Annotated in this window: 19 protein-coding genes and 1 pseudogene; 9 read left to right on the top strand and 11 right to left on the bottom strand. The window is 53.1% G+C overall.

Going from position 1 to position 25681, the window contains the following annotated elements; translation table 11 throughout:
• Nucleotides 1-679 precede the first annotated feature (679 nt).
• The 5 genes and pseudogenes from gltB to OGX67_RS23990 all read left to right on the top strand — a co-directional run bounded on the left by gltB (nucleotide 680) and on the right by OGX67_RS23990 (nucleotide 10511).
• Nucleotides 680-5140 (top strand): glutamate synthase large subunit, encoded by a 4461-nt coding sequence (gene gltB, locus OGX67_RS24010; RefSeq protein ID WP_286527678.1) that lies wholly within the window; start codon nucleotides 680-682, stop codon nucleotides 5138-5140.
• A gap of 12 nt (nucleotides 5141-5152) precedes the next feature.
• The gene (locus OGX67_RS24005; RefSeq protein ID WP_257651771.1) at nucleotides 5153-6571 is read left to right on the top strand and encodes a glutamate synthase small subunit; all 1419 of its coding nucleotides are present in this window, start codon (nucleotides 5153-5155) and stop codon (nucleotides 6569-6571) included.
• Nucleotides 6572-6770: 199 nt separating this feature from the next.
• Nucleotides 6771-7853 (top strand): annotated as a pseudogene (locus tag OGX67_RS24000) (PDDEXK nuclease domain-containing protein).
• Between the two features lie 137 nt (nucleotides 7854-7990).
• The gene (gene codB, locus OGX67_RS23995) at nucleotides 7991-9241 is read left to right on the top strand and encodes a cytosine permease (protein WP_257651772.1); all 1251 of its coding nucleotides are present in this window, start codon (nucleotides 7991-7993) and stop codon (nucleotides 9239-9241) included.
• Nucleotides 9231-10511 (top strand): cytosine deaminase, encoded by a 1281-nt coding sequence (locus OGX67_RS23990; RefSeq protein WP_003025105.1) that lies wholly within the window; start codon nucleotides 9231-9233, stop codon nucleotides 10509-10511. The genes codB and OGX67_RS23990 overlap by 11 nt, the downstream gene beginning before the upstream one ends.
• 58 nt (nucleotides 10512-10569) lie before the next feature.
• On the opposite strand, the gene nanQ is transcribed toward OGX67_RS23990, so the two are convergent.
• From nanQ to nanR, 5 genes are all read right to left on the bottom strand, one after another.
• Complete coding sequence (gene nanQ / locus OGX67_RS23985; protein ID WP_003025108.1) at nucleotides 10570-11037, bottom strand: N-acetylneuraminate anomerase; 468 nt, start codon at nucleotides 11035-11037, stop codon at nucleotides 10570-10572.
• Nucleotides 11038-11039: 2 nt separating this feature from the next.
• The gene (gene nanK / locus OGX67_RS23980) at nucleotides 11040-11909 is read right to left on the bottom strand and encodes an N-acetylmannosamine kinase (protein ID WP_257651773.1); all 870 of its coding nucleotides are present in this window, start codon (nucleotides 11907-11909) and stop codon (nucleotides 11040-11042) included.
• A gap of 106 nt (nucleotides 11910-12015) precedes the next feature.
• Nucleotides 12016-13506 carry an MFS transporter gene (locus OGX67_RS23975; protein ID WP_054528830.1) on the bottom strand — a complete coding sequence of 497 codons (1491 nt, stop codon included), beginning with the start codon at nucleotides 13504-13506 and terminating at the stop codon, nucleotides 12016-12018.
• Nucleotides 13507-13616: 110 nt separating this feature from the next.
• Nucleotides 13617-14510, bottom strand: coding sequence for an N-acetylneuraminate lyase (gene nanA / locus OGX67_RS23970; RefSeq protein ID WP_257651774.1), 894 nt, complete (start codon nucleotides 14508-14510; stop codon nucleotides 13617-13619).
• 259 nt (nucleotides 14511-14769) lie between these two features.
• On the bottom strand, nucleotides 14770-15561 hold the full coding sequence (gene nanR / locus OGX67_RS23965) for a transcriptional regulator NanR (RefSeq protein WP_286527670.1): 792 nt from the start codon (nucleotides 15559-15561) through the stop codon (nucleotides 14770-14772).
• Between the two features lie 360 nt (nucleotides 15562-15921).
• On the opposite strand from nanR, the gene dcuC reads away from it, so the two are divergent.
• Nucleotides 15922-17289 carry an anaerobic C4-dicarboxylate transporter DcuC gene (gene dcuC / locus OGX67_RS23960; protein ID WP_046670199.1) on the top strand — a complete coding sequence of 456 codons (1368 nt, stop codon included), beginning with the start codon at nucleotides 15922-15924 and terminating at the stop codon, nucleotides 17287-17289.
• 56 nt (nucleotides 17290-17345) lie between these two features.
• On the opposite strand, the gene sspB is transcribed toward dcuC, so the two are convergent.
• From sspB to zapE, 5 genes are all read right to left on the bottom strand, one after another.
• On the bottom strand, nucleotides 17346-17849 hold the full coding sequence (gene sspB, locus OGX67_RS23955; protein WP_003025130.1) for a ClpXP protease specificity-enhancing factor: 504 nt from the start codon (nucleotides 17847-17849) through the stop codon (nucleotides 17346-17348).
• A gap of 5 nt (nucleotides 17850-17854) precedes the next feature.
• Complete coding sequence (gene sspA / locus OGX67_RS23950) at nucleotides 17855-18493, bottom strand: stringent starvation protein SspA (protein WP_003025132.1); 639 nt, start codon at nucleotides 18491-18493, stop codon at nucleotides 17855-17857.
• A 316-nt stretch (nucleotides 18494-18809) separates the two neighbouring features.
• Nucleotides 18810-19202 carry a 30S ribosomal protein S9 gene (gene rpsI, locus OGX67_RS23945; protein WP_286527667.1) on the bottom strand — a complete coding sequence of 131 codons (393 nt, stop codon included), beginning with the start codon at nucleotides 19200-19202 and terminating at the stop codon, nucleotides 18810-18812.
• Between the two features lie 15 nt (nucleotides 19203-19217).
• Entirely contained in the window at nucleotides 19218-19646 is a 429-nt protein-coding gene (gene rplM, locus OGX67_RS23940; protein ID WP_003025141.1) for a 50S ribosomal protein L13, read from the bottom strand.
• Nucleotides 19647-19864: 218 nt separating this feature from the next.
• Nucleotides 19865-20992, bottom strand: a complete 1128-nt coding sequence (gene zapE / locus OGX67_RS23935; protein WP_003839902.1) for a cell division protein ZapE — start codon at nucleotides 20990-20992, stop codon at nucleotides 19865-19867.
• Between the two features lie 192 nt (nucleotides 20993-21184).
• Between zapE and zapG the strand changes: the two genes are divergently transcribed.
• From zapG to degS, 3 genes are all read left to right on the top strand, one after another.
• Entirely contained in the window at nucleotides 21185-21583 is a 399-nt protein-coding gene (gene zapG, locus OGX67_RS23930; protein ID WP_003025147.1) for a Z-ring associated protein ZapG, read from the top strand.
• Nucleotides 21584-21751: 168 nt separating this feature from the next.
• Nucleotides 21752-23119, top strand: coding sequence for a serine endoprotease DegQ (gene degQ, locus OGX67_RS23925; RefSeq protein ID WP_268046384.1), 1368 nt, complete (start codon nucleotides 21752-21754; stop codon nucleotides 23117-23119).
• 89 nt (nucleotides 23120-23208) lie between these two features.
• The gene (gene degS, locus OGX67_RS23920; protein ID WP_286527660.1) at nucleotides 23209-24276 is read left to right on the top strand and encodes an outer membrane-stress sensor serine endopeptidase DegS; all 1068 of its coding nucleotides are present in this window, start codon (nucleotides 23209-23211) and stop codon (nucleotides 24274-24276) included.
• Between the two features lie 56 nt (nucleotides 24277-24332).
• Here the strand turns inward: degS and mdh are convergent, their stop codons facing one another.
• The gene (mdh, locus tag OGX67_RS23915) at nucleotides 24333-25268 is read right to left on the bottom strand and encodes a malate dehydrogenase (RefSeq protein WP_003025158.1); all 936 of its coding nucleotides are present in this window, start codon (nucleotides 25266-25268) and stop codon (nucleotides 24333-24335) included.
• Between the last annotated feature and the right edge of the window lie 413 nt (nucleotides 25269-25681).

Here is a 25681-nt window from a genome sequence, read left to right as displayed (position 1 = left end):
GGTAGACCGCGCCTTGAAAAGAGGCCAAAGCCTGCCATTTTTTGCCCCAGTCGGCGATGACCTGGATCAATCGCCCTGGCGAGCCTTTATTTATTGCATAACAAATCAAAATAATTGAAATTTCATTCACTCAAAATCTAATTACTTTTCCTTATATTCAGCGGTTTTTTTTATCTTCTTATACTCTGAGCGTAAAAACAGTATCTTTAAGACGCCTGAACTCCAAAAACCAGCATAAAATGCCAGTCATCTCGATAAATAAAGGGAGGACGAGGGATATCCAGCCTTTCTTACAGTGAGACAGATCACACTTCCAGGGGGATTCCTCTTAGGTTAAATCAATGTAAAAAATCCTTTTATTTCAATATTTTCATAAAGTTAATTGCCCTATAGCACATTTTTGCATAAATAAGATTGCCATTTGACCTGTGTGTGGATTCCCGATAACTTGGAAATCCGCTGGAAGCTTTCTGGATGAGCAGTCTGCTCATCATATTTATGCAGTAATTGAGATTCCCTCTGAAGCAAGTCCTCAAACTTGTTTGACCTGTGCGAAAAGGATAAAGAGGGCGAATGCGAGGTAAGCGTATGACACGCAAACCCCGTCGCCATGCTCTTGGTGTGCCCGTGCGCAACGGTCCAGATGGGAATCCCTCAGAGCCTGGGGAGGTTCACTGATATGTTGTACGATAAATCCCTTGAGAGGGATAACTGTGGTTTCGGCCTGATCGCCCACATAGAAGGCGAACCTAGCCACAAGGTAGTGCGTACCGCCATACACGCACTGGCCCGTATGCAGCACCGTGGCGCAATTCTTGCCGATGGAAAAACCGGCGATGGTTGCGGCCTGCTGTTACAAAAACCTGACCGCTTTTTCCGCATCGTGGCGCAAGAGCGCGGCTGGCGTTTAGCCAAAAACTACGCCGTCGGCATGATCTTTTTAAATAAAGACCCTGAACTGGCTGCGGCTTCTCGTCGCATTGTTGAAGAAGAATTACAGCAGGAGACCCTGTCGATTGTCGGCTGGCGCGACGTGCCGACCAACGAAGGTGTTCTCGGTGAAATTGCGCTCTCCTCCCTGCCTCGTATCGAGCAAATTTTTGTTAACGCCCCTGCGGGCTGGCGTCCGCGTGATATGGAGCGTCGCCTGTTCATCGCGCGTCGTCGTATCGAAAAACGCCTCCTGCAAGACAAAGATTTCTACGTCTGTAGCTTGTCGAATCTGGTCAATATCTATAAAGGTCTGTGTATGCCGGCGGATCTGCCGCGCTTCTACCTGGACCTGGCAGACCTGCGTCTGGAATCGGCCATCTGTCTGTTCCACCAGCGCTTCTCTACCAACACCGTACCGCGTTGGCCGCTGGCGCAGCCGTTCCGCTATCTGGCGCACAACGGTGAAATCAACACCATCACCGGCAACCGCCAATGGGCGCGCGCCCGTACCTATAAGTTCCAGACCCCGTTGATCCCGGATCTGCACGACGCCGCGCCGTTTGTTAACGAAACCGGCTCAGACTCCAGTTCGATGGACAACATGCTGGAACTGCTGCTGGCAGGCGGGATGGACATCATCCGTGCCATGCGCTTACTGGTTCCACCGGCATGGCAGAACAACCCGGATATGGATCCGGAGCTGCGCGCGTTCTTTGACTTTAACTCCATGCACATGGAACCGTGGGACGGCCCAGCGGGCATCGTCATGTCCGACGGCCGCTTTGCCGCCTGTAACCTTGACCGTAACGGCTTGCGTCCGGCACGCTACGTCATCACCAAAGACAAGCTGATTACCTGCGCCTCTGAAGTCGGGATCTGGGATTATCAGCCGGATGAAGTGGTAGAGAAAGGCCGCGTCGGCCCTGGCGAGCTGATGGTTATCGATACCCGCAGCGGGCGCATTCTCCACTCCGCCGAAACCGATGATGACCTGAAAAGCCGTCACCCATACAAAGAATGGATGGAGAAAAACGTCCGCCGTCTGGTGCCGTTCGAAGACCTGGCTGACGATCAGGTAGGCAGCCGTGAACTCGACGATGACACCCTCGCCAGCTATCAGAAACAGTTTAACTACAGCGCTGAAGAGCTGGATTCCGTGATCCGCGTGCTCGGTGAAAACGGCCAGGAAGCGGTCGGTTCAATGGGTGACGATACCCCGTTTGCCGTACTCTCCAGCCAGCCGCGCATCATTTATGACTACTTCCGCCAGCAGTTCGCGCAGGTCACCAACCCGCCGATCGACCCGCTGCGTGAAGCGCACGTCATGTCGCTGGCCACCAGCATCGGTCGTGAGATGAACGTCTTCTGCGAAGCTGAAGGTCAGGCACACCGCCTGAGCTTTAAATCGCCGATCCTGCTGTACTCCGATTTCACCCAGCTTACCACCATGAAAGAGGAGCATTATCGCGCTGACCGTCTGGATATCACCTTCGACGCGACCGAAACTACGCTCGAAGAGACCGTCAAAGCATTGTGCGATAAGGCGGAACAGATGGTGCGCAACGGCACGGTGCTGCTGGTACTCTCTGACCGCAACATCGCTAAAAATCGTCTGCCGGTTCCGGCGCCGATGGCCGTGGGCGCAGTGCAAACGCGTCTGGTAGAACAAAGCCTGCGCTGCGACGCCAACATCATCGTTGAAACCGCCAGTGCCCGCGATCCGCACCATTTTGCCGTCCTGCTCGGTTTTGGCGCGACGGCAATCTATCCGTATCTCGCGTATGAAACATTGGGACGTCTGATCGACACTCAGGCGATTGCCAAAGATTACCGGACCGTGATGCTGAACTACCGTAACGGCATCAACAAAGGTCTGTACAAAATCATGTCCAAAATGGGCATCTCGACCATTGCCTCCTACCGCTGCTCGAAGCTGTTTGAAGCCGTTGGTCTGCACGATGATGTGGTTGCGTTGTGCTTCCAGGGCGTGGTCAGCCGTATTAGCGGTGCAGGGTTTACCGACTTCCAGCAGGATCTGCTGAACCTCTCCAAACATGCCTGGCTGGCGCGTAAACCTATCAGCCAGGGCGGTTTGCTGAAGTACGTCCACGGCGGCGAATACCACGCCTACAACCCGGACGTGGTACGCACTCTGCAACAGGCGGTACAAAGCGGCGAGTACAGCGACTATCAGGAATACGCCAAGCTGGTTAATGAGCGTCCGGCGGCCACGCTGCGCGATCTGCTGGCGATTACGCCTGGCGATGAAGCCGTAAGCATTAGCGAAGTAGAACCCGCGACCGAACTGTTTAAACGCTTTGATACCGCCGCCATGTCTATCGGCGCATTAAGCCCGGAAGCACACGAAGCGCTGGCCGAAGCCATGAACAGCATCGGCGGCAACTCGAACTCCGGTGAAGGCGGCGAAGACCCGGCGCGCTATGGCACCAATAAAGTGTCACGCATTAAGCAGGTTGCTTCCGGTCGCTTTGGCGTAACCCCGGCATACCTGGTCAATGCCGATGTCATTCAGATTAAAGTCGCTCAGGGCGCGAAACCTGGCGAAGGCGGTCAGTTACCAGGTGATAAAGTCACCCCGTACATCGCCAAACTACGCTATTCAGTACCGGGCGTGACGCTGATCTCCCCGCCGCCGCACCACGATATCTACTCTATCGAGGATTTAGCGCAGCTGATTTTCGACCTCAAACAGGTCAACCCGAAGGCGATGATCTCGGTGAAGCTGGTTTCCGAACCAGGCGTTGGTACCATCGCCACTGGCGTAGCGAAAGCCTATGCGGATCTGATCACCATTGCTGGCTACGATGGCGGCACTGGCGCAAGCCCGCTCTCATCAGTGAAATATGCGGGCTGCCCGTGGGAACTCGGCCTGGTGGAAACCCAGCAGGCGCTGGTGGCTAACGGTCTGCGTCACAAGATTCGTCTGCAGGTCGATGGCGGTCTGAAAACCGGCGTCGATATCATTAAAGCGGCAATTCTGGGTGCAGAAAGCTTTGGCTTCGGTACCGGCCCGATGGTGGCGCTGGGCTGTAAATACCTGCGTATTTGCCATCTGAATAACTGTGCAACCGGCGTGGCGACTCAGGATGAGAAACTGCGTAAGAACCACTATCACGGCCTGCCGTTCAAAGTGACCAACTACTTTGAATTTATCGCCCGTGAAGTGCGCGAGCTGATGGCCGAGCTGGGCGTCACCCGCCTGGTGGATCTGATTGGTCGCACCGACCTGCTCAAAGAGCTGGAAGGGTTTACCGCCAAGCAGCAAAAGCTGGAGCTGTCTCGTCTGCTGGAAACAGCCGAACCGCATCCTGGTAAAGCGCTGCATTGCACCGAGAACAACCCGCCGTTTGATAATGGCGTGCTGAACGCCCAGCTGTTACAGCAAGCGAAGCCGTTCGTCGACGAGCGCCAGAGCAAAACCTTCTGGTTCGATATCCGCAACACCGACCGTTCCGTCGGCGCATCGCTGTCGGGCTATATCGCTCAGACGCATGGCGATCAGGGGCTGGCGTCTGACCCGATCAAAGCGCACTTCAGCGGTACTGCAGGCCAGAGCTTTGGCGTGTGGAACGCGGGCGGCGTGGAGTTGTATCTGACCGGCGATGCCAACGACTATGTCGGTAAAGGCATGGCGGGCGGCCTGCTGGCGGTACGCCCTCCGGTTGGCTCTGCTTTCCGTAGCCATGGGGCGAGCATCATCGGTAACACCTGCCTGTATGGCGCCACCGGTGGTCGCCTGTTTGCTGCGGGTCGTGCGGGTGAGCGCTTTGCAGTGCGTAACTCTGGCGCAATCACCGTGGTTGAAGGTATTGGCGACAACGGCTGTGAATACATGACCGGCGGCATCGTCTGTATTCTCGGCAAAACCGGCGTTAACTTTGGCGCGGGCATGACCGGCGGATTCGCCTACGTGCTCGACGAAGACGGTGAATTCCGCAAACGCGTAAACCCGGAACTGGTCGAAGTGCTGAGCGTGGACTCGCTGGCGATCCACGAAGAGCACCTGCGTGGCCTGATTACCGAGCACGTACAGCATACCGGCTCTTCTCACGGCGAAGAGATCCTGGCGAACTGGCCAGCATTCTCGGCGAAATTCGCGCTGGTAAAACCAAAATCCAGTGATGTGAAAGCACTGTTGGGTCACCGTAGTCGTAGCGCAGCAGAGCTGCGTGTGCAGGCGCAGTAAGGGGTAGCAGCAATGAGTCAGAACGTATACCAATTTATCGACCTGCAGCGTGTTGATCCGCCGAAGAAGCCGCTGAAGATCCGCAAGATCGAGTTTATCGAGATTTACGAGCCGTTTTCCGAAGGCCAAGCCAAAGCACAGGCAGATCGCTGCCTGTCCTGCGGTAACCCGTACTGCGAGTGGAAGTGCCCGGTGCATAACTACATCCCGAACTGGCTGAAGTTGGCGAATGAGGGACGTATTTTTGAAGCGGCAGAGCTTTCGCACCAGACCAACACTCTGCCGGAAGTCTGTGGCCGTGTATGCCCGCAGGATCGACTGTGTGAAGGATCCTGTACGTTGAACGATGAGTTTGGCGCGGTAACCATTGGCAACATCGAGCGCTATATCAACGATAAAGCGTTCGAGATGGGCTGGCGTCCGGATATGACCGGCGTTCGCCAGACGGACAAGCGCGTGGCGATTATCGGTGCGGGGCCAGCGGGCCTGGCCTGTGCTGATGTGCTGACCCGCAACGGCGTAAAGGCGGTGGTATTTGACCGTCACCCGGAAATCGGCGGCTTGCTGACCTTCGGTATCCCGGCCTTCAAGCTGGAAAAAGAGGTCATGACCCGTCGCCGTGAAATCTTCACCGGCATGGGCATTGAGTTCAAACTGAACGTGGAAGTAGGCCGTGACGTACAGCTCAACGATTTGCTGAAGGATTACGACGTCGTGTTCCTTGGCGTAGGAACCTATCAGTCGATGCGCGGCGGGCTGGAAAACGAAGACGCTGATGGCGTGTTTGATGCCCTGCCGTTCCTGATTGCCAATACCAAACAGTTGATGGGCTTTGGCGAAAGCAGCAATGAGCCATACATCAGCATGGAAGGCAAACGTGTCGTCGTGCTCGGCGGTGGCGATACCGCGATGGACTGCGTGCGCACCTCCGTACGTCAGGAAGCATCACACGTTATCTGCGCCTATCGTCGCGATGAAGAGAACATGCCGGGTTCGAAACGCGAAGTGAAAAACGCGCGCGAAGAAGGCGTCGAGTTCCAGTTCAACGTCCAGCCTTTAGGTGTGGAAGTGAATGCCAACGGGAAAGTGTGCGGCGTGAAAATGGCGCGTACTGAAATGGGCGAACCGGATGCGAAGGGACGTCGCCGTGCGGAGATCGTCGCTGGCTCCGAGCACGTTGTTCCGGCTGATGCCGTGGTCCTGGCGTTTGGTTTCCGCCCACATAGCATGGAATGGTTGAAAGAGCACAGCGTCGAACTGGATTCACAGGGGCGCATTATTGCCCCGGAACGTAGCGACAACGCTTTCCAGACCAGCAACCCGAAAATCTTCGCCGGTGGCGACATCGTGCGCGGTTCGGATCTGGTGGTCACCGCGATTGCCGAAGGTCGTAAAGCGGCAGACGGGATTCTGAATTACCTGGAAGTGTAAAAGAGCCTTCTCTGGCCCCTGTTCACGTTTGTCGACAGGGGCTTTTTTTCTCCGTATTTCTCCACCATTCTTTAAAAGCTACTCGCAATTAAGACTGCAAGTCTTTGTAATTAGTAGAACGTGGATTGACCACTTCAGCACCCGGGCGTATTGATCGCGGAATATTTTTACACCGTAACTTTCACGAAAGGGATGAAGTATGACCACGCCGACGTCACTTCAGGATGCAGATGACTATCAGCAAATCCATAACGGAATTGTTCGACTACTGGACACCGCGCGGACAGAAACTGTCCGTAGTATCAATGCACTAATGACGGCGACCTACTGGGAAATTGGTCGACGAATTGTTGAATTTGAGCAAGGTGGTGAATCCCGGGCAGCCTATGGCGCTCAGCTTATTGAACGGCTGTCAGTGGATCTAAACCAACGCTATAAACGGGGGTTTTCCATGGTAAACATACGGCAAATGCGTATGTTTTATCTTTATTTTCAATAAATTGAGATTCAGCAGACACTGTCTGGTGAATCTCAAAATCTCATACAACTCGCCAAAACATTCCCACTACCCTGGTCGGCGTATGTCCGCCTCTTGTCTGTTAAAAATGCCGATGCCCGCACTTTTTATGAGAAAGAGACTCTCCGTAACGGCTGGTCAGTACGGCAGCTCAATCGACAAATTGCCACTCAGTTTTATGAGCGGACGCTGTTGTCCCGCGACAAATCCGCCATGTTGCAGAAGGCAGTCCCGACGGAGCCTGAAGTCTTGCCTGAAAAGGCCATCCGCGATCCGTTCATTCTGGAGTTTCTTGGCCTCAAGGATGAGTATTCAGAATCGGATCTTGAAGAGGCGCTGATCAATCACCTGATGGACTTTATGCTGGAGCTCGGCGACGATTTTGCTTTTGTTGGCCGTCAGCGTCGATTGCGCATTGACGATAACTGGTTCCGCGTCGATCTGCTGTTCTTTCATCGTCGTTTACGCTGCCTGTTGCTCGTTGATCTAAAAGTAGGCAAATTCAGCTATGCGGATGCCGGGCAGATGAATATGTATCTGAACTATGCCAAAGAACATTGGACGATACCGGGGGAAAATCCGCCAGTCGGGCTGATTCTGTGCGCAGGAAAAGGGGCGGGGGAAGCGCACTACGCGTTGAACGGCCTACCGAATACCATCCAGGCGAGCGAGTACAAAGTACAGCTACCTGATGAAAAATTACTTGCAGACGAGCTCATTCGTTCACAAACCATGCTGGGAACTCAACTCACAGACGCGGGTTAACTGTCGACCAAGGAAAATCAACGCAATCATCAACACCATAAATAATAACCATGTAAAGATTATACGTAATCGTTTGCTTTATTCTGAGAACTGTATATTATGCGGCGGATTTTTTGGGCAAAATTCATGGAGGCGTTGTGTCGCAGGACAACAATTATAGCCAGGGCCCCGTCCCTCTGGCGGCGCGGAAAGGCGTGGTTCCACTAACATTTGTCATGTTGGGGCTTACATTTTTTTCCGCCAGTATGTGGACCGGTGGCACACTCGGTACCGGTCTTTCCTATAATGATTTCTTCCTGGCAGTTCTCTTCGGTAATCTTCTCCTCGGTATTTACACTGCATTTCTCGGTTTTATCGGCGCAGAAACAGGGCTCTCAACCCACCTTCTGGCGCGTTACTCATTTGGTTTGAAAGGTTCATGGCTTCCCTCACTGTTGTTAGGCGGTACGCAGGTAGGCTGGTTTGGCGTGGGTGTGGCTATGTTTGCTATCCCGGTGGGCAAAGCGACGGGAATTGACGTCAATATCCTGATTGCGGTTTCTGGTCTGTTGATGACCCTGACCATCTTTTTTGGCATCTCGGCGCTGACCGTTTTATCTATCATCGCCGTGCCTGCCATCGTCGTTCTTGGCAGCTACTCCGTCTGGCTGGCGGTGAGTGATGTCGGCGGTTTAGACCATTTAAAAGCGATAGTGCCGCAGACGCCGCTGAATTTCTCCACCGCCCTGGCGCTGGTGGTCGGTTCGTTTGTCAGCGCAGGAACATTAACCGCCGACTTCGTTCGCTTTGGTCGCAACGCCAAAGGCGCGGTGCTGATTGCCATGGTGGCGTTTTTCCTTGGCAACTCCTTGATGTTCATCTTCGGCGCTGCGGGCGCGGCTGCCGTTGGACAGGCGGATATCTCTGACGTGATGATTGCCCAGGGACTGCTGCTGCCCGCGATTGTAGTGCTCGGTCTGAACATCTGGACGACTAACGACAATGCGCTGTATGCCTCAGGTCTGGGATTTGCCAATATTACCGGCCTTTCCAGCCGTACGCTGTCGGTGGCTAACGGTATTATCGGCACATTGTGCGCGCTATGGCTTTACAATAACTTTGTCGGTTGGCTGACTTTTCTGTCGGCAGCAATTCCCCCGATTGGCGGGGTGATCATCGCCGACTATCTGCTGAACCATCGTCGCTATGCCGACTTCAGCAAAGCGCAATTTATTTCCGTAAACTGGATAGCGATCCTGTCCGTTGCATTGGGCATTGCCGCAGGTCACTATATTCCCGGTATTGTGCCCGTCAACGCCGTACTTGGCGGCGTATTCAGCTATATCCTGCTGAATCCACTTTTCAATCGCAGCCTTGCTAAATCACCAGAGGTCAGCCATGCAGAATAATAACATCACCCTTCGTCAGGCACGTTTACAGGGACGCGAAGGATTGTGGCAGCTCACGATTGAAAACGGGCGCTTCAGCCGGATTGAGCCACAGGACACCGCCACGTTACCGCAGGGCGAAGTGCTTGATGCCGAAGGCGGCCTGGCCATTCCACCGTTCGTTGAGCCACATATCCATCTGGACACCACGCAAACCGCAGGCGAGCCGAGCTGGAACCAGTCTGGTACGTTATTTGAAGGCATTGAGCGTTGGGCCGAACGTAAGGCAATGCTCACGCACGAAGACGTCAAAGCGCGCGCCATGCAGACGCTGAAGTGGCAGATGGCCAACGGCATCCAGTATGTCCGCACGCACGTTGACGTTTCCGATCCGACGCTGACTGCACTGAAAGCCATGCTGGAGGTGAAGCAAGAAGTCGCGCCGTGGGTAGAGCTGCAAATTGTCGCCTTCCCGCAAGAGGGCATTCTTTCTTACCCCAACGGTGAAGCGCTATTAGAGGAAGCCGTGCGTTTGGGCGCAGACGTCATTGGCGCGATCCCCCACTTTGAATTTACGCGTGAATATGGCGTTGAGTCGCTGCACAAAATTTTCGCTCTGGCGCAGAAATACGATCGGCTTATCGATGTGCACTGCGACGAAATTGACGATGAGCAGTCACGCTTTGTTGAAACCGTCGCGGCGCTGGCGCATCGTGACAATATGGGCGAACGCGTGACCGCCAGCCATACCACGGCAATGCATTCCTATAACGGCGCGTATGCTTCCCGCCTCTTTCGCCTGTTGAAAATGTCCGGCATTAACTTTGTCGCGAACCCACTGGTAAATATTCACCTGCAAGGGCGCTTTGATACGTATCCTAAACGTCGCGGCGTAACGCGCGTCAAAGAGATGCTGGAAGCGGAGATCAACGTCTGCTTCGGCCATGATGACGTCTTCGACCCGTGGTATCCGCTGGGCACCGCCAATATGCTGCAGGTACTGCATATGGGATTACATGTGTGTCAACTGATGGGATACGGACAGATCAACGATGGGCTGAACCTGGTTACCACCCACAGTGCGAAAACCCTGCACCTGCAGGATTACGGTCTGAACGTGGGAAACTCCGGAAATCTGGTGATTTTAGCGGCAGAAAATGGGTTTGACGCAGTTCGTCGCCAGACGCCTGCACGTTATTCCATTCGTCACGGGCGAGTCATTGCTGAGACAGTGCCAAGCCAGACCACGCTGCATCTGGCGCAGCCGGAAGCGGTGACGTTTAAGCGCTAAGTTGTTCTATCCAGTGTCGGATGGCGCAAGCCTTGCCATCCGACACGGTCTCTCATCGTCAGGCTTGTAATAAGCTGGCGCGCACCTTGATCACGACCTTTTTGATTTCCCCCGGCCCCCCCACCATACAGCCCGGTTTATGCGGCTCGCCCGGCATAAAAATCGCAAATCTTCCCGGTTTCAGTACGATCGCCTGCTCATCGGCAATCTCGCTGCACAGCTGATAGTCATCCTCAACATGCATCTCATCGCACTGGCGAGCAGAATCGGTCATCCCGAACAGAATGCGTTCTTCGCCGGACAACAGCACCTGAATATCAATGTACTGCTGATGCAGTTCCGCTTTCTTTTGCTCTGGGCTCTGCGTCGCAAACTGCATGACATTCATAAAAATAGTATCGCCCTGCAACGCGTAGCGCCCTGGCGTTTTCTCCTGCGGATTCGCCGCAATGGCAAGCGTTAATGCCTGCTGTAAGACCGGATGTAATCCGGCAGAAGGCAGTGAACGCAACTCATCTGATATCATCATCATTCTCCCTGGGCCAACAGCGCGGCCCCCAGTAATCCAGCGTCATGGCGGTAATGCGCCGCCAGTAATTCCACGTGATAGGCCAAGGGCTCTTGTGCCAGATAATGTTCCACCAGCGCCAGATATCCTTCAGCCAGCCCAACGCTGCCGCCAATCACCACAATCTGGCAATCGGTCGTGGCCTTCACATCGCCGATAAGCCTTGCCAAAGTACGCGCCGAGCGATGGATCAACCTGCTTGCCTGCTCATCTCCTTGCCCGGCGCGGCTAAAAATGGTTTTGGCGTCGCATCCAGCAAGCGTACCTTCGGCTGCAGCCGCGATCCCTCGACCGGAAGCAATCGCCTCGACGCAGCCCACACGTCCGCAGCCGCAGGCCGGTCCATTGGGATCCGCCAGCGTATGTCCTAAGTGCCCAGCCAGACCACCAGACCCGGTGAGTAACTTGCCGTTGCTGATCACGCCGCCGCCGACGCCTGTCGACACGGTGATAAACACCATGTCGCTTATCTCATCTGCCATAGCGTGGTATTCCGCCCAGGCCGCCGCCTGTGCGTCATTGACTGCCAGCGTCGGCAGGCCGGTGATTTGTTCCAGCGTTTGTGTTAGCGGAAAATGCATCAACCCGCCAAGGTTATGCGGGTTCAGCGCCAGTAAAGCCCCCTCACGGATAATCCCCGTCGAGGCGATCGCCACCCGATTAGCACGCCCCTGTAGCGGTGCAACCAGTGCTTGTAGCGCAGCGCGCAGCGCCTCCGGCGTTTTGCTGGCGGGCGTCGGCAATTCACGCCGCTCGCGAATTTGCAGATTACTGTCTAACAGCGCGGCAGCCAGTTTGGTACCGCCGATATCCATTGCCAATGTGGTCATGACACCGCCTTCTGCATCGCGGTGATACGCTTTTTATCCCGTTGCTCAAGTAACGACATACTTCTTCCCTTTCGCTAATTGCCCGGTTCAACACCGGGCAATGGGATTAACTTTTGGATTTCACCATGGTGCTTTTGTCACCGCCGAACGGCACAGCCCCGCTGAACGGTCGACCATCAATGGCATCATGCGTACGTAACGCTTCAGGACGCAGCCAGCGCTGTACGCGGGACGGCATATCGAGACCAATCAGCAGGATCACCACAAATGTCAGACCGAAAGAGAGCGATCCCAGCGCGGTGCCCAGATCCAGACGTTGGGCAATCAGCGCGCCGATGATCGGTGCCAGAGCCCCACCCAGTGCGCCCACGTTATAGGTGAAGCCCAGGCCCGCCGCACGCTGGTCGGTATCGAAATAGCCGCCAATCAATTTTGGTAAGATCCCGGAGATCCCCTGGCCGAGCATTTGCTGGAAAAACAGCAGCAAACCCAGTACCCAGACGTTTGAACCGCCTATCGCAAACACCGGAATAATCAGCAACTGCGAGGCCAGCAAACTGCAGACATAGGCTTTACGCGTGCCCAGCCAGTCGCCAAGAAAACCGCCGACGCAACAACCGACCGCCGCACCAAAACCGCTAAAGAAGAGCACTCTGGCCACCGTGGAAGGATCGTACAGCAGTTCGGTTTTCAGATAGGTTGGCAACAGTGCCTGAATCGGCCACGAGTACAGGAAGGCGAATAGTACGACCACCATCAGCATGACGCCCGTCGGCCAGCGCTTCCCGCTGCTTTGCACCATAAAGCTAATGAAAATAAACGCACATATCAGGCCGAGGACCGCCACGATAGCCGCATTTTGCAGGTCGCCAGCAAAGCAGAACCACAGCGCGGTTGCAGCGGCGATCGTCATCAGAATATTAATTACCCGATGCTCGCCCCGGTAGAGAATATCCACCATCGTGCGCACTGGCGCTTTGCCTTCGTGTTTCTCTTTCCAGTCTTCCGCTTCCGGAATATTTTTACGCAGCCAGAGGGCGAAGATAATTGGCAGAATGCCGATGAAGAACAGCGCGCGCCACCCCCAGATCGGAACCACCAGGCTATAGACCTGCGCGGCGATCACCGCGCCAACAGAGAAACCGGAAATCAGGAAGCCACTGGCTTTATTTCGCAGGTGTTTAGGCCAACTTTCAATAACATAGGTTGCACTGGAGCCGTACTCACCCGCCATTCCCATACCGATAACCAGACGGGCGATAAACATGGTGGTGTAGCCCGGCGCGAAGCCGCAGGCCAGCGTCCCCACGGAGAACAGAATGATGCTGGTGACCATTGCCAGGCGGCGTCCGTAACGGTCGCCCATTGCCCCCAGCATTAACCCGCCAAACCAACGGGAGATAAAGGCGGCCGAGATCAGGCTGGCGGCCTGCACCGTCGTCAGTCCGAATTCGCCCTGCACTTCTGTCAGCACCAGGGCGATTAACACAAAATCAAAACCATCAAGCAAATATCCCAGCCAGGCGGCGGAAAATGCCCGCCATTGTGCCCGATTGAGATGACGATACCACGGGATGCTCTGGGTAGAAGTACTCATTTTACTCTCCCGACGATCTTTGTTGTTGTGCCGGGTGGTGGCTTTGTCTTACCCGGCTTACGGTCGAAAAATCCAGGCCGGGCAAGCGAAGCGCCCCCGGCGACCCGCGATTACGCCTTTTCCGCCAGCAGTTGGTTTGCCAGCGCTTTCAGTTCCGGCAGATAGCGTTCATCTACCGGAGCAAAGGGTTTACGGCACAGTGGAACAGAAACCACATCCATATAGTGCAGTACTGTTTTCAGGCCGCGGAAAACGCCAACCTTAATAAGCAGATCGATAACCTTATTGCACTCGGTTTGCAGCTTTTGCGCCGTGCGAATGTCACCTTCTTTGAGCGCTTTCACAATTCCCTGATAACGCCATCCCATGATGTTGTAAGTGCTACCGATACCACCATCTGCGCCTGCTAGCAGTCCAGAAGCGAAGATCTCGTCATAACCGTTATAAAGCACCAGATCGGGATGAGCGCGGCGGATCTGTTCCATCTGATAGAGATCGCCAGAAGTTTGCTTCAGTGCGCCAACGCCCGGCAACGTCACCAGCGTGTTGATCTGATCCAGCGTCAGTTTTACGCCGCTCAGTGCCGGGATGTTATAGACCACCATCGGTAAGCCACCGGCGGAATCGATAATTGCGCGGTAGTGATCGCAGTGCTCTTCAAAGCTGAACGGATAGTAAAACGGCGTGACGGCCGAAACCGCATCAAATCCGTAACGATGCGCAGCGCTCGCCAGATGTTGGCTCTCTTCGGTGCTCACCGTGCCAACATGGGCGATCAGCGTCACCTTGCCTTTTGCTTCTTCAGCAACAATTTCCAGAACCTGCTCTCTTTCAGCGCGGTTCTGGACAAAAGCCTCACCCGTTGAGCCACCAACGTAGAGCCCATCGATCCCCTGCCCAATATTGAAACGCACCAGACGGCGCAGGCTCTCGATGTCCAGTTTCTGTTGGTTATCGAATGGAGTTAATAACGCTGGCATTACGCCTTTTAAATTTCTTGCCATAACGACCTCTGACGATGATTAGTGTTATCTGACTGCATACCTTTATACCTGTTATACCAGATCAAATAAGCAGCAATACAATAGAGAACGCTTATAGTGCGATCTACCTCACTAAACACTTCATCCTTCGAGCCGCCTCTGCGTTGGCTGCGTTCGCTCACCCCTGTCACATAGTTATCTATGCTCCAGGGGACTCGCTCTCTTGCCGCCTTGATGCAACTTGAATGATTTTGGGTTTAAAAGATCGTCGGGATCGCGATTACTTACGCAATTTTTTACTTTTGCTGAAGGCGTGCCAGGTTGCGGAAACGCTATTGAGATGTTCTTGCAGTGCGCGGTCTGCTTCTTCAGGATCACGCTGACGAATCGCCTCGACAATGGCGATATGCTGCTGATAACTCACGTTATTGTGTTCATACAATTCTTGATCGGCAACGGCCGGACGGGCAGCAATTAACCAGTCTAACAGCGCAACGTGGATCGCCATAAAGATGGGATTGCCCGGGATCTCCGCCAGTACGCGGTGAAAATCAACGTCCGAACGGATGAACAACGTATTGTCATCGAGCGACTGGCTGTTGATCTCCAACGCTTTCGCCAGCCTGTCGATTTGCTCATCTGTCGCATGTTCGGCGGCGTATCGAACCAGGCTTGATTCAAAGAACAGTCGCAACTGGTCGAAGTGGGCAATGCCGCCGGGATGTGCGAGGAAATCTTTCGCCATACCAGACAGCTCGCTGATGATGGTATCAGCTGAAGGACGCGAAACGCGGGCGCGCTCGCCGTTGTTGATTTGTACCAGACCTTTGCGTTTTAACGCGGCCAGCGCTTCTCGTACAGAAGGACGGCCCACGTTAAAGAAGGCCATCAGCTCCCGTTCAGACGGCAACTGTTCGCCCTCGCCAAATTCCCGACGACGAATCATCTGCTCCAGTTCTTCCTCAACCATTTCAGACAGTTTTTTACGCGCCAGCGGGCGATTGCGTAAGCTACGGCCAATGGTGGATGGAGAGTCTTCAGCTTGCGAATCAAATGCGTTCATAGGGTCCATTCAGCTAAGTCGTGGTGACAAACAACAGCGGGTTTATCCTAACACAGGATCGAAAGCAGGGTGAAATGATGGTCGATCCGCCCCCGCTGGCTTATTGATAATATACGTAACAGCAATATTATTTTAAGCGAGTATCTTCCGCCTATTTTTAATTTAATAGAGTTATATCATCTTCATGAAATTTATGAACATTAACGTGATAATTTATCATAACCATCTATTTTATAACGATAAATAATTAAACCCTTGAATTAAAAATAAGATATTCACTCCATAAAAAATGCCCAGAAAAATATAACATCCGTTGGGATAACAGCGTTATTACCGGATTTATCTTCTTCTCTGGCATGGAGTGAAACAATGTTCGGCATCATTATCTCTGTCATCGTTTTATTAACGATGGGTTACCTGATCCTCAAAAACTACAAACCGCAGGTCGTGCTGGCCGCCGCTGGGATCTTCCTGATGATCTGCGGCGTCTGGCTGGGCTACGGCGTGTTGGTCGCTGACGATAAGAGCAGTGGCTATCTACTGGTCGATATTTACAACGAAATTTTGCGTATGCTCTCCAACCGCGCAGCCGGACTGGGGTTATCAATCATGGCAGTGGGTGGTTATGCCCGCTATATGGATAGAATGGGAGCCAGCAGAGCGATGGTTAGCCTGTTAAGCCGCCCGCTCAAGCTAATCCGCTCACCCTATGTTGTGCTTGCCGCCACCTATGTGATTGGTCAAATCATGGCGCAATTTATTACCAGCGCATCCGGGTTAGGTATGTTGCTGATGGTGACGCTATTCCCAACGCTGGTCAGTCTTGGCGTGAGCCGTTTATCCGCTGTTGCGGTCATTGCCACTTCGATGTCGATTGAATGGGGCATTCTGGAAACCAACTCTATTTTTGCCGCGCAGGTCGCGGGTATGAAAATCGCCACTTATTTCTTTCAATACCAGTTGCCCGTCGCGTCGTGTGTCATTGTCGCCGTCGCCATTGCGCATTTTTTCGTTCAGCGTCAGTTTGATAAAAAAGCCGCACCGGAAAGCAACGGATTTGCTGAACAAAAGACGCTGGAAAACGTACCTCCGCTCTATTACGCCATTCTACCCGTCATGCCGCTGATCCTGATGCTGGGCTCGCTTGCCCTTGCGCAAATGGGGCTAATGAAAGCAGAGTTGAATCTGGTGGTGGTGATGTTGATGAGCATGACGCTGACTATGTTTGTTGAATTCCTGCATAAACATAATCTGCGCGAAACGATGGATGATGTGCAGGCTTTTTTTGACGGCATGGGGACGCAGTTTGCCAACGTTGTCACGCTGGTGGTCGCCGGTGAAATCTTTGCGAAAGGGTTGACGACTATCGGGACTGTCGACGCCGTAATAAAAGGCGCAGAGCATTCCGGTCTTGGCGGCATTGGCGTGATGATCATCATGGCGATGGTCATCGCCGCCTGTGCGATTGTCATGGGGTCAGGCAACGCACCGTTTATGTCTTTTGCCAGCCTCATTCCGGATATTGCCGCCGGGCTGCATATTCCTGCAGTAGTGATGATTATGCCGATGCATTTTGCCACTACGCTTGCCCGCGCGGTGTCACCCATAACCGCTGTAATTGTCGTGACATCAGGTATTGCCGGCGTATCGCCCTTTGAAGTGGTAAAACGTACAGCAATCCCGATGGCAGTAGGATTTGTGGTGAATATGGTAGCCACCATCGCGCTGTTTTACTGATCCCGAAGCCAGAAAACAGAACAGGCCCGAAAGGGCCTGTTTTTTTATTTCACTATTTATTTCACTACGCGCAGCGCTGGACGCCCACCGCGAGGTGGCGGCGGAGTGTCATCAGGATCGTTGTCGTCGCCATTGTCAGGCTTATCGCCATCAATGACCGACATGACTGTTTCACTCTCAAAACCAGACGCGTCGTTGTCGTCATCATTTAAGCTGGCAACATCTTCGTCGTAGGCGGCTTCCGGTTCGAACATCGTACCAGCGCCATTTTCACGTGCATAAATTGCCAGAACAGCAGCCAACGGCACAGACACCTGACGCGGCACACCACCGAAGCGCGCGTTAAAGCGCACTTCATCGTTAGCCAGTTCCAGGTTGCCCACCGCACGCGGTGCAATATTCAGAACAATTTGCCCGTCACGCGCATATTCCATTGGAACCTGCACGTCCTGGAGCGTCACATCCACCACCAGATGCGGCGTGAGCTGGTTGTCTAGCAGCCACTCATAGAACGCGCGCAGCAGATACGGACGGCGTGGTGTTAGCTGTGGCAAATCCATACAGGTTAACCCCGGCCCAGACGCATTTCACGTTCAGGCTCAGTCAGAGAAGCCAGGAAAGAGTCACGTTCGAAGACGCGAGTCATGTACCCTTTCAGTTCTTTCGAACCTGCACCGTTGAATTCAATACCCAGCTGCGGTAAACGCCACAGCAGCGGCGCCAGGTAGCAGTCTACCAGGCTGAACTCATCGCTCAGGAAGTAAGGTTTCTGGCCAAATACTGGCGCAATTGCCAGCAGTTCTTCGCGCAGACGCTTACGCGCGACTTCGGCTTCAGATGCAGAACCGTTCACGATGACATTCATCAGCGTGTACCAGTCTTTTTCAATACGCTGCATGTACAGGCGGCTTTCACCACGCGCAACCGGGTAAACCGGCATCAGCGGCGGATGCGGGAAGCGCTCATCCAGGTATTCCATAATGATGCGAGATTCCCACAGGGTCAGCTCACGATCCACCAGTGTCGGTACGCTCTGATTCGGGTTGAGGTCGATCAGATCCTGAGGTGGATTGTCCTTCTCCACGTGCTCAATCTCGAAACTAACACCTTTCTCAGCCAGCACAATGCGGACCTGATGGCTATAGATGTCAGTAGGACCAGAAAACAGCGTCATTACCGAACGTTTGTTGGCAGCGACAGCCATGAAAACCTCCAGGTATATTCAGAATTTTTACTGCTACCAGCCACTCAGTGGCCAGCCAGAAGTGATGTCACCCAGACTCGGGAAAGTCATTGCTGTTCAAAATACAAACAAAAAATGAACGATACCGGACATTTGGGCAGAAAATTGGATGATAGTTTACCAGATTTTGTGACCTTTGTGGTGAGTCGATTCTTGAAATGGGGAAAAAGAGGTGGCAATCAGCGGATTACCGTGGATCTGAGGCGAGAAATAACGATAAAAAAACCCGCCAAAGCGGGTTTTTTCGCAAATTGTCGTCTGCCGAAGCAGAGTACAATTAACGTTTGGAGAACTGAGGACGACGACGTGCTTTACGCAGACCGACTTTCTTACGTTCAACCTGACGAGCATCACGGGTAACGAAGCCAGCTTTACGCAGTTCGCCACGCAGGGACTCGTCGTACTCCATCAGAGCGCGGGTGATACCGTGACGGATCGCACCAGCCTGACCAGAGATACCACCACCTTTAACAGTGATGTACAGATCCAGTTTCTCAACCATGTCGACCAGTTCCAGCGGCTGACGAACTACCATGCGGGCAGTTTCACGACCGAAGTACTGTTCCAGAGAACGTTGGTTGATTACGATTTTACCACTGCCCGGTTTGATGAAAACGCGAGCTGCGGAACTTTTGCGGCGACCAGTGCCGTAGTATTTATTTTCTGCCATTGCCTATAATCCCGATTAGATGTCAAGAACTTGCGGTTGCTGTGCCGCGTGGTTGTGCTCGTTGCCAGCGTAAACTTTCAGTTTACGGAACATAGCACGACCCAGCGGGCCTTTTGGCAGCATGCCTTTAACCGCGATTTCAAGCACACGCTCAGGACGGCGAGCAATCATCTCTTCAAAGGTCGCTTGTTTGATACCACCGATGTGGCCGGTGTGGTGATAGTACACTTTGTCAGTACGCTTGTTGCCGGTTACAGCAACTTTGTCAGCGTTCAGAACGATGATGTAATCACCGGTATCTACGTGCGGAGTGTATTCCGCTTTGTGCTTACCGCGCAGGCGCAGAGCCAGTTCGGAAGCCAGACGGCCCAGAGTTTTACCGGTCGCGTCAACAACATACCAGTCGCGTTTTACGGTTTCTGGTTTAGCTGTAAAAGTTTTCATTAAAAGCTTACCCAAATAAATAAGTTACACGTTGGTGAACACCCAAACGTTTTGTCAGTTGAGGTTCACACGACATTGTCCAGCAAACCTACCCCTTCGAATAGCCTATGCCGGCGCATAGAAAGTTTTGGGAAAAAAACTCTCTCGTAACGTGGGGTCGCAAGATTATAGAGAAGTCAGGGTCAAAGATCGACCCCTTTATGTGATTTGCGGCAGGTTTAACCGGCTAAATGTTCCCGCTTCAGATACTCTTCGCTTTGCATCTCCTGCAAACGCGACAAACAGCGCTGAAATTCAAACTTCAGACGCTCGCCCTGATAAATTTCATAGAGTGGCGATGCCGCGCTGACCACCAGCTTGACGTGGCGTTCGTAGAACTCATCCACCAATGCGATAAAGCGCCGCGCTTCACTCTCCATCAGCGGAGTCATGACCGGCACATCAGACAACAGTACCGTGTGAAACAAACGCGACAGCGCAATGTAGTCATGCTGGCTACGCGCATCGACACAGAGCGTGGTAAATGACACCGCCAGCGTTTGGTTTTCGACGGCCAGCGTCTGCATCGGACGATGATTGATCTCCAGCGTCGGCGCATGTTCACCTTTGGTTCCCGCTAATGCCAGCCAGAGTTTATCCATCTGTTGGCGGGTTTCCTCATTCAGTGGCGACAGCCACAAATGCGCCTGCGTTAAGGTGCGCAGACGATAATCGACGCCAGCATCAACATTCATGATGTCGCAATGCTGTTTGATAGCATCAATGGCAGGAAGAAAACGCGCGCGTTGTAAACCGTTGCGATACAGCTCGTCTGGCGGAATATTGGAGGTCGCCACCAGCGTAATGCCACGGGCAAACAGTGCCTTCATCAGGCCGCCGAGTAGCATGGCGTCGGTAATATCAGAAACAAAAAATTCGTCAAAGCACAGCACGTCCGTTTCGGCCTTAAAGCGATCGGCGATGATTTCCAGCGGATCGCTCTGCCCCTGTAAGGCAGTAAGCTCTTCATGCACACGCAGCATAAAACGGTGAAAGTGCAAACGCTGTTTACGTTCGCCCGGCAGACTATGGTAGAACAGATCCATCAGCCAGGTTTTTCCGCGCCCAACTCCTCCCCACATATATAAACCACGCACCGGTGTGTTGATCGGCGACTCACGCTTGCCCAGCAATTTGCCAAAACGCGCCATCAGTCCGCTCTCCTGCGGCGCAGGACGTGCTGGCGTCGTAAGTGCCTGGAAAATTGTTTCCAGTCGATTCACGGCTTCTTGTTGTACATTGTCGGGCTGATGACTGCCGTCGTTGAGGGCTTGCTGGTAACGCGATGTCGGGGAAAGGCTTTGCATGATGTTATTGTTATTCCTTGAGAATCGATGTGCCGTCGCTCACGGTTGACGAAAAAAAGGCCGTTCTACATTACGTGATATAAACACGGGATTCCACTTCTACGGGATTAGCGGTTATAGTGGCATAATCAGGCGCAGGCATGGAGCCTAAAGCCAACACCCTACGGAAACACAAGACAACGGGAGATGTTCATGACCTGGGAATATGCGCTAATTGGGTTAGTCGTCGGTATCATTATTGGTGCTGTAGCCATGCGTTTTGGTAATCGGAAATTACGCCAACAGCAGGCATTGCAGTACGAACTGGAAAAAAATAAAGCTGAGCTGGAAGAGTACCGTGAAGAACTGGTGAGCCACTTTGCCCGCAGCGCTGAATTGCTGGATAACATGGCGGACGATTATCGTCAGATTTACCAGCACATGGCGAAAAGCTCCAGCAACCTGCTGCCGGGTATGTCGCCGGAAAACAACCCGTTCCGTAATCGTCTGGCAGAGTCTGAAGCAGGCAACGATCAGGCGCCGGTTCAGATGCCACGTGACTATTCTGAAGGGGCATCTGGCCTGCTGCGTAGTGGCGCAAAGCGCGACTAACCGCACATCGTTAAGAAATTTATTGGGCGCAGCAATTGCGCCCTCCGCTTCTCTTCCCGTCCCAGCTATTATTTAGTCGTTAGCCTCATTGTGACCAAACCGAAAATTCAATAACATCAAACTGTTTTGAATCATCTTCCGTTTACTCAAGGTACGAGAGCAGGATCCATGAAAAAACAAACCCAGCTGTTGAGTGCATTAGCGTTATGTGTCGGGTTAACTCTCTCGGCGCCATTCCCGGCCGTCGCGTCGATTCCCGGCCAGGTTCCCGGTCAGGCTGCGCTCCCCAGCCTCGCCCCGATGCTGGAGAAAGTGTTGCCAGCCGTGGTGAGTGTAAGGGTCGAAGGCACCGCCACTCAGGGGCAGAAAGTCCCGGAAGAGTTCAAAAAGTTTTTTGGTGATGAACTTCCCGATCAACCTTCCCAACCTTTTGAAGGACTGGGTTCAGGTGTCATTATTGATGCCACCAAAGGCTACGTCCTGACCAATAATCACGTTATTAATCAGGCGCAAAAAATCAGCGTTCAGCTTAATGATGGTCGTGAGTTCGACGCAAAGCTTATTGGCAGCGACGATCAGAGCGATATCGCACTGCTACAAATTCAACACCCCAGCAACCTGACGCAAATTGCCATTGCTGACTCTGATAAACTCCGCGTGGGTGATTTCGCGGTGGCTGTGGGTAACCCGTTCGGTTTGGGTCAAACAGCCACCTCCGGCATTGTATCGGCTTTGGGTCGCAGTGGGTTGAACCTGGAAGGTCTGGAAAACTTTATTCAGACTGACGCCTCTATCAACCGCGGTAACTCCGGCGGCGCATTGCTTAACCTCAACGGTGAGCTGATCGGTATTAACACCGCGATTCTGGCCCCCGGTGGCGGCAGCATCGGTATTGGTTTTGCAATCCCGAGCAACATGGCGCGCACGCTGGCACAGCAGCTGATGCAGTTTGGTGAAATCAAACGCGGTCTGTTGGGCATCAAAGGCACCGAGATGACTTCCGATATCGCCAAAGCGTTCAAACTGGACGTACAGCGTGGCGCGTTTGTCAGTGAGGTTCTGCCTAACTCCGGCTCCGCAAAAGCGGGGGTGAAATCAGGTGACGTCATTACCAGTCTCAACGGTAAACCGCTTAACAGCTTCGCCGAACTTCGTTCACGTATTGCGACAACCGAACCAGGGACCAAAGTCAAACTGGGCCTGCTACGTAACGGTAAACCGCTGGAGGTTGAAGTCACCCTCGATACCAGCACATCATCGTCCGCCAGCGCAGAGATGATTGCGCCTGCGTTGCAAGGGGCCACGCTCAGCGACGGTCAGTTAAAAGACGGTACCAAAGGCATCAGAATTGATAACGTTGAAAAAAGCAGCCCTGCCGCACAGGCCGGACTGCATAAAGATGACGTTATTATTGGCGTTAACCGCGATCGCGTAAACTCGATCGCTGAAATGCGTAAAGTGCTGGAAGCGAAACCGTCGATCATTGCCCTGCAGGTGGTGCGCGGTAACGAGAGTATTTACCTGCTCCTGCGTTAACGCATGCAACCGGACATCAGCCCCTCGTGTGATGTCCGGTAAACTCGTGATATGCTGCAGCCGTTCCCTTTATTAATGACGCCGCCATCATGTTTGTGAAGCTTTTACGTTCGGTCGCGATTGGTTTAATCGTCGGCGCTATTCTGCTGGCCGCGATGCCCTCGCTGCGCAAAATTAATACGCTTACCGCACCGCAGTTCGACAGTGCAGATGAAACGCCCGCCAGCTATAACCCGGCGGTTCGCCGTGCAGCACCTGCCGTCGTTAACGTTTATAACCGCAGTATGAACAGCACAGCGCATAACCAGCTTGAGATCCGCACGCTCGGCTCAGGCGTTATCATGGATCAGCGCGGCTACATCATTACCAATAAGCACGTCATTAACGATGCCGACCAAATCATCGTCGCATTGCAGGACGGTCGCGTATTTGAAGCGCTGCTTGTGGGGTCTGATACGTTAACCGACCTTGCGGTGCTGAAAATCAACGCCACTGGTGGACTGCCGACAATTCCGATTAATAACAAACGCGTACCGCACATTGGCGATGTGGTTCTCGCCATCGGGAACCCGTACAACCTCGGGCAAACCATCACTCAGGGGATTATCAGTGCCACCGGTCGTATTGGCCTGAACCCGACGGGGCGGCAAAACTTCCTGCAAACCGATGCCTCCATCAACCACGGTAACTCCGGCGGCGCGCTGGTCAACTCGCTGGGCGAGTTGATGGGTATTAACACCCTGTCATTTGATAAGAGCAACGATGGCGAAACCCCGGAAGGGATCGGCTTTGCTATTCCTTTTCAGCTGGCAACCAAAATCATGGATAAGCTGATTCGTGACGGGCGCGTGATTCGCGGCTATATCGGCATCAGCGGCCGAGAAATTGCGCCACTGCACGCCCAGGGCGGCGGAATGGATCAAATTCAGGGGATTGTGGTTAACGAAGTAGCCCCGGACGGTCCGGCAGCGCAGGCAGGTATTCAGGTTAACGATCTGATTATCTCGGTCAATAACAAACCGGCGGTATCTGCGCTGGAAACGATGGGCCAGGTGGCAGAGATTCGACCAGGTTCAGTTATCTCCGTGGTCGTGATGCGCGATGACAAGCAGTTGACGCTGCAGGTCACGATTCAGGAATATCCGGCGACCAACTAATACGGATATAAAAAAACCGGAGCAAGTGCTCCGGTTTTTTACTTTTGGGCAGTTCGTTACTTAACGAACTCTTCGCCCAGAGTGATATCTTTCTTCAGCGTATCCAGCATACCTTCCAGCGCAGCTTGTTCAAACGCGCTCAGCTTGCCGATAGACTGACGCTCTTCTACGCCGTTTTTGCCCAGCAGCAGCGGCTGAGAGAAGAAGCGAGCATACTGGCCATCGCCTTCAACGTAAGCACATTCAACCACACCTTTTTCGCCGCTCAGTGCGCGAACCAGTGACAGTCCGAAACGTGCTGCGGCCTGACCCATAGACAGGGTTGCAGAACCGCCACCGGCTTTAGCTTCCACAACTTCAGTACCCGCATTCTGGATACGTTTGGTCAGGTCAGCTGCTTCTTGCTCGGTGAAGCTTACGCCAGGAATTTGTGACAGCAGCGGCAGAATGGTCACGCCAGAGTGGCCGCCAATAACCGGGACTTCAACGTCGCCAGGCTGCTTGCCTTTCAGTTCCGCAACAAAGGTGTTGGAGCGGATGATGTCCAGCGTGGTCACGCCAAACAGTTTGTTCTTATCGTATACGCCTGCTTTTTTCAGGACTTCTGCAGCGATAGCAACTGTCGTGTTCACCGGGTTGGTGATGATACCGATACATGCTTTCGGACAGGTTTTAGCAACCTGCTGCACCAGATTCTTCACGATACCGGCGTTAACGTTGAACAGGTCAGAACGATCCATACCCGGTTTACGTGCGACGCCCGCGGAGATCAGTACTACATCAGCACCTTCCAGTGCAGGGGTAGCGTCTTCGCCACTGAAGCCTTTGATTTTCACAGCAGTAGGGATATGGCTCAAATCAACGGCCACACCAGGCGTTACTGGAGCGATGTCGTACAGGGAGAGTTCTGAACCTGAAGGCAGTTGGGTTTTTAACAGTAATGCTAGCGCCTGACCGATACCACCAGCAGCGCCGAGGACTGCAACTTTCATCCTAAACTCCTTATTATATTGATAAGCAAAGTGTCTATTGCTCCGCGGCGGCGACCTTAATTCACAAATCCAACGAATACAACAACCACGCGTCAAGAATGCGTAGTCACGCAAATTTGGCTTTTATGCATTTAACTTACGTAAAATAAAACCTAAGTTACGTAATTCAAAACCACCCGCACAGTAGAGCAACTTTCCAACAGGTGCTGACAATATACCCTACCCACCTCTCAAAACAACATCAATTTGATAACATTTAATTTACTTTTAACCTTATTTGCGAGCCGTGACACAGGCATGTTTCTTGATAACGAAATTTGATAAAATTCCGCTCTTTCATAACATTATTTCAGCCTTGAACAAGGCAGACTGTTTGCATAAAAATTCATCTGTATGCACAATAATGTTGTTTC

The organism is Citrobacter sp. Cf118 (genome assembly GCF_030334095.1).
Lineage (GTDB): Bacteria > Pseudomonadota > Gammaproteobacteria > Enterobacterales > Enterobacteriaceae > Citrobacter > Citrobacter freundii.
Note: the sequence above shows the minus strand (reverse complement) of the source record. Positions and strands in the feature narration are given on the sequence as shown.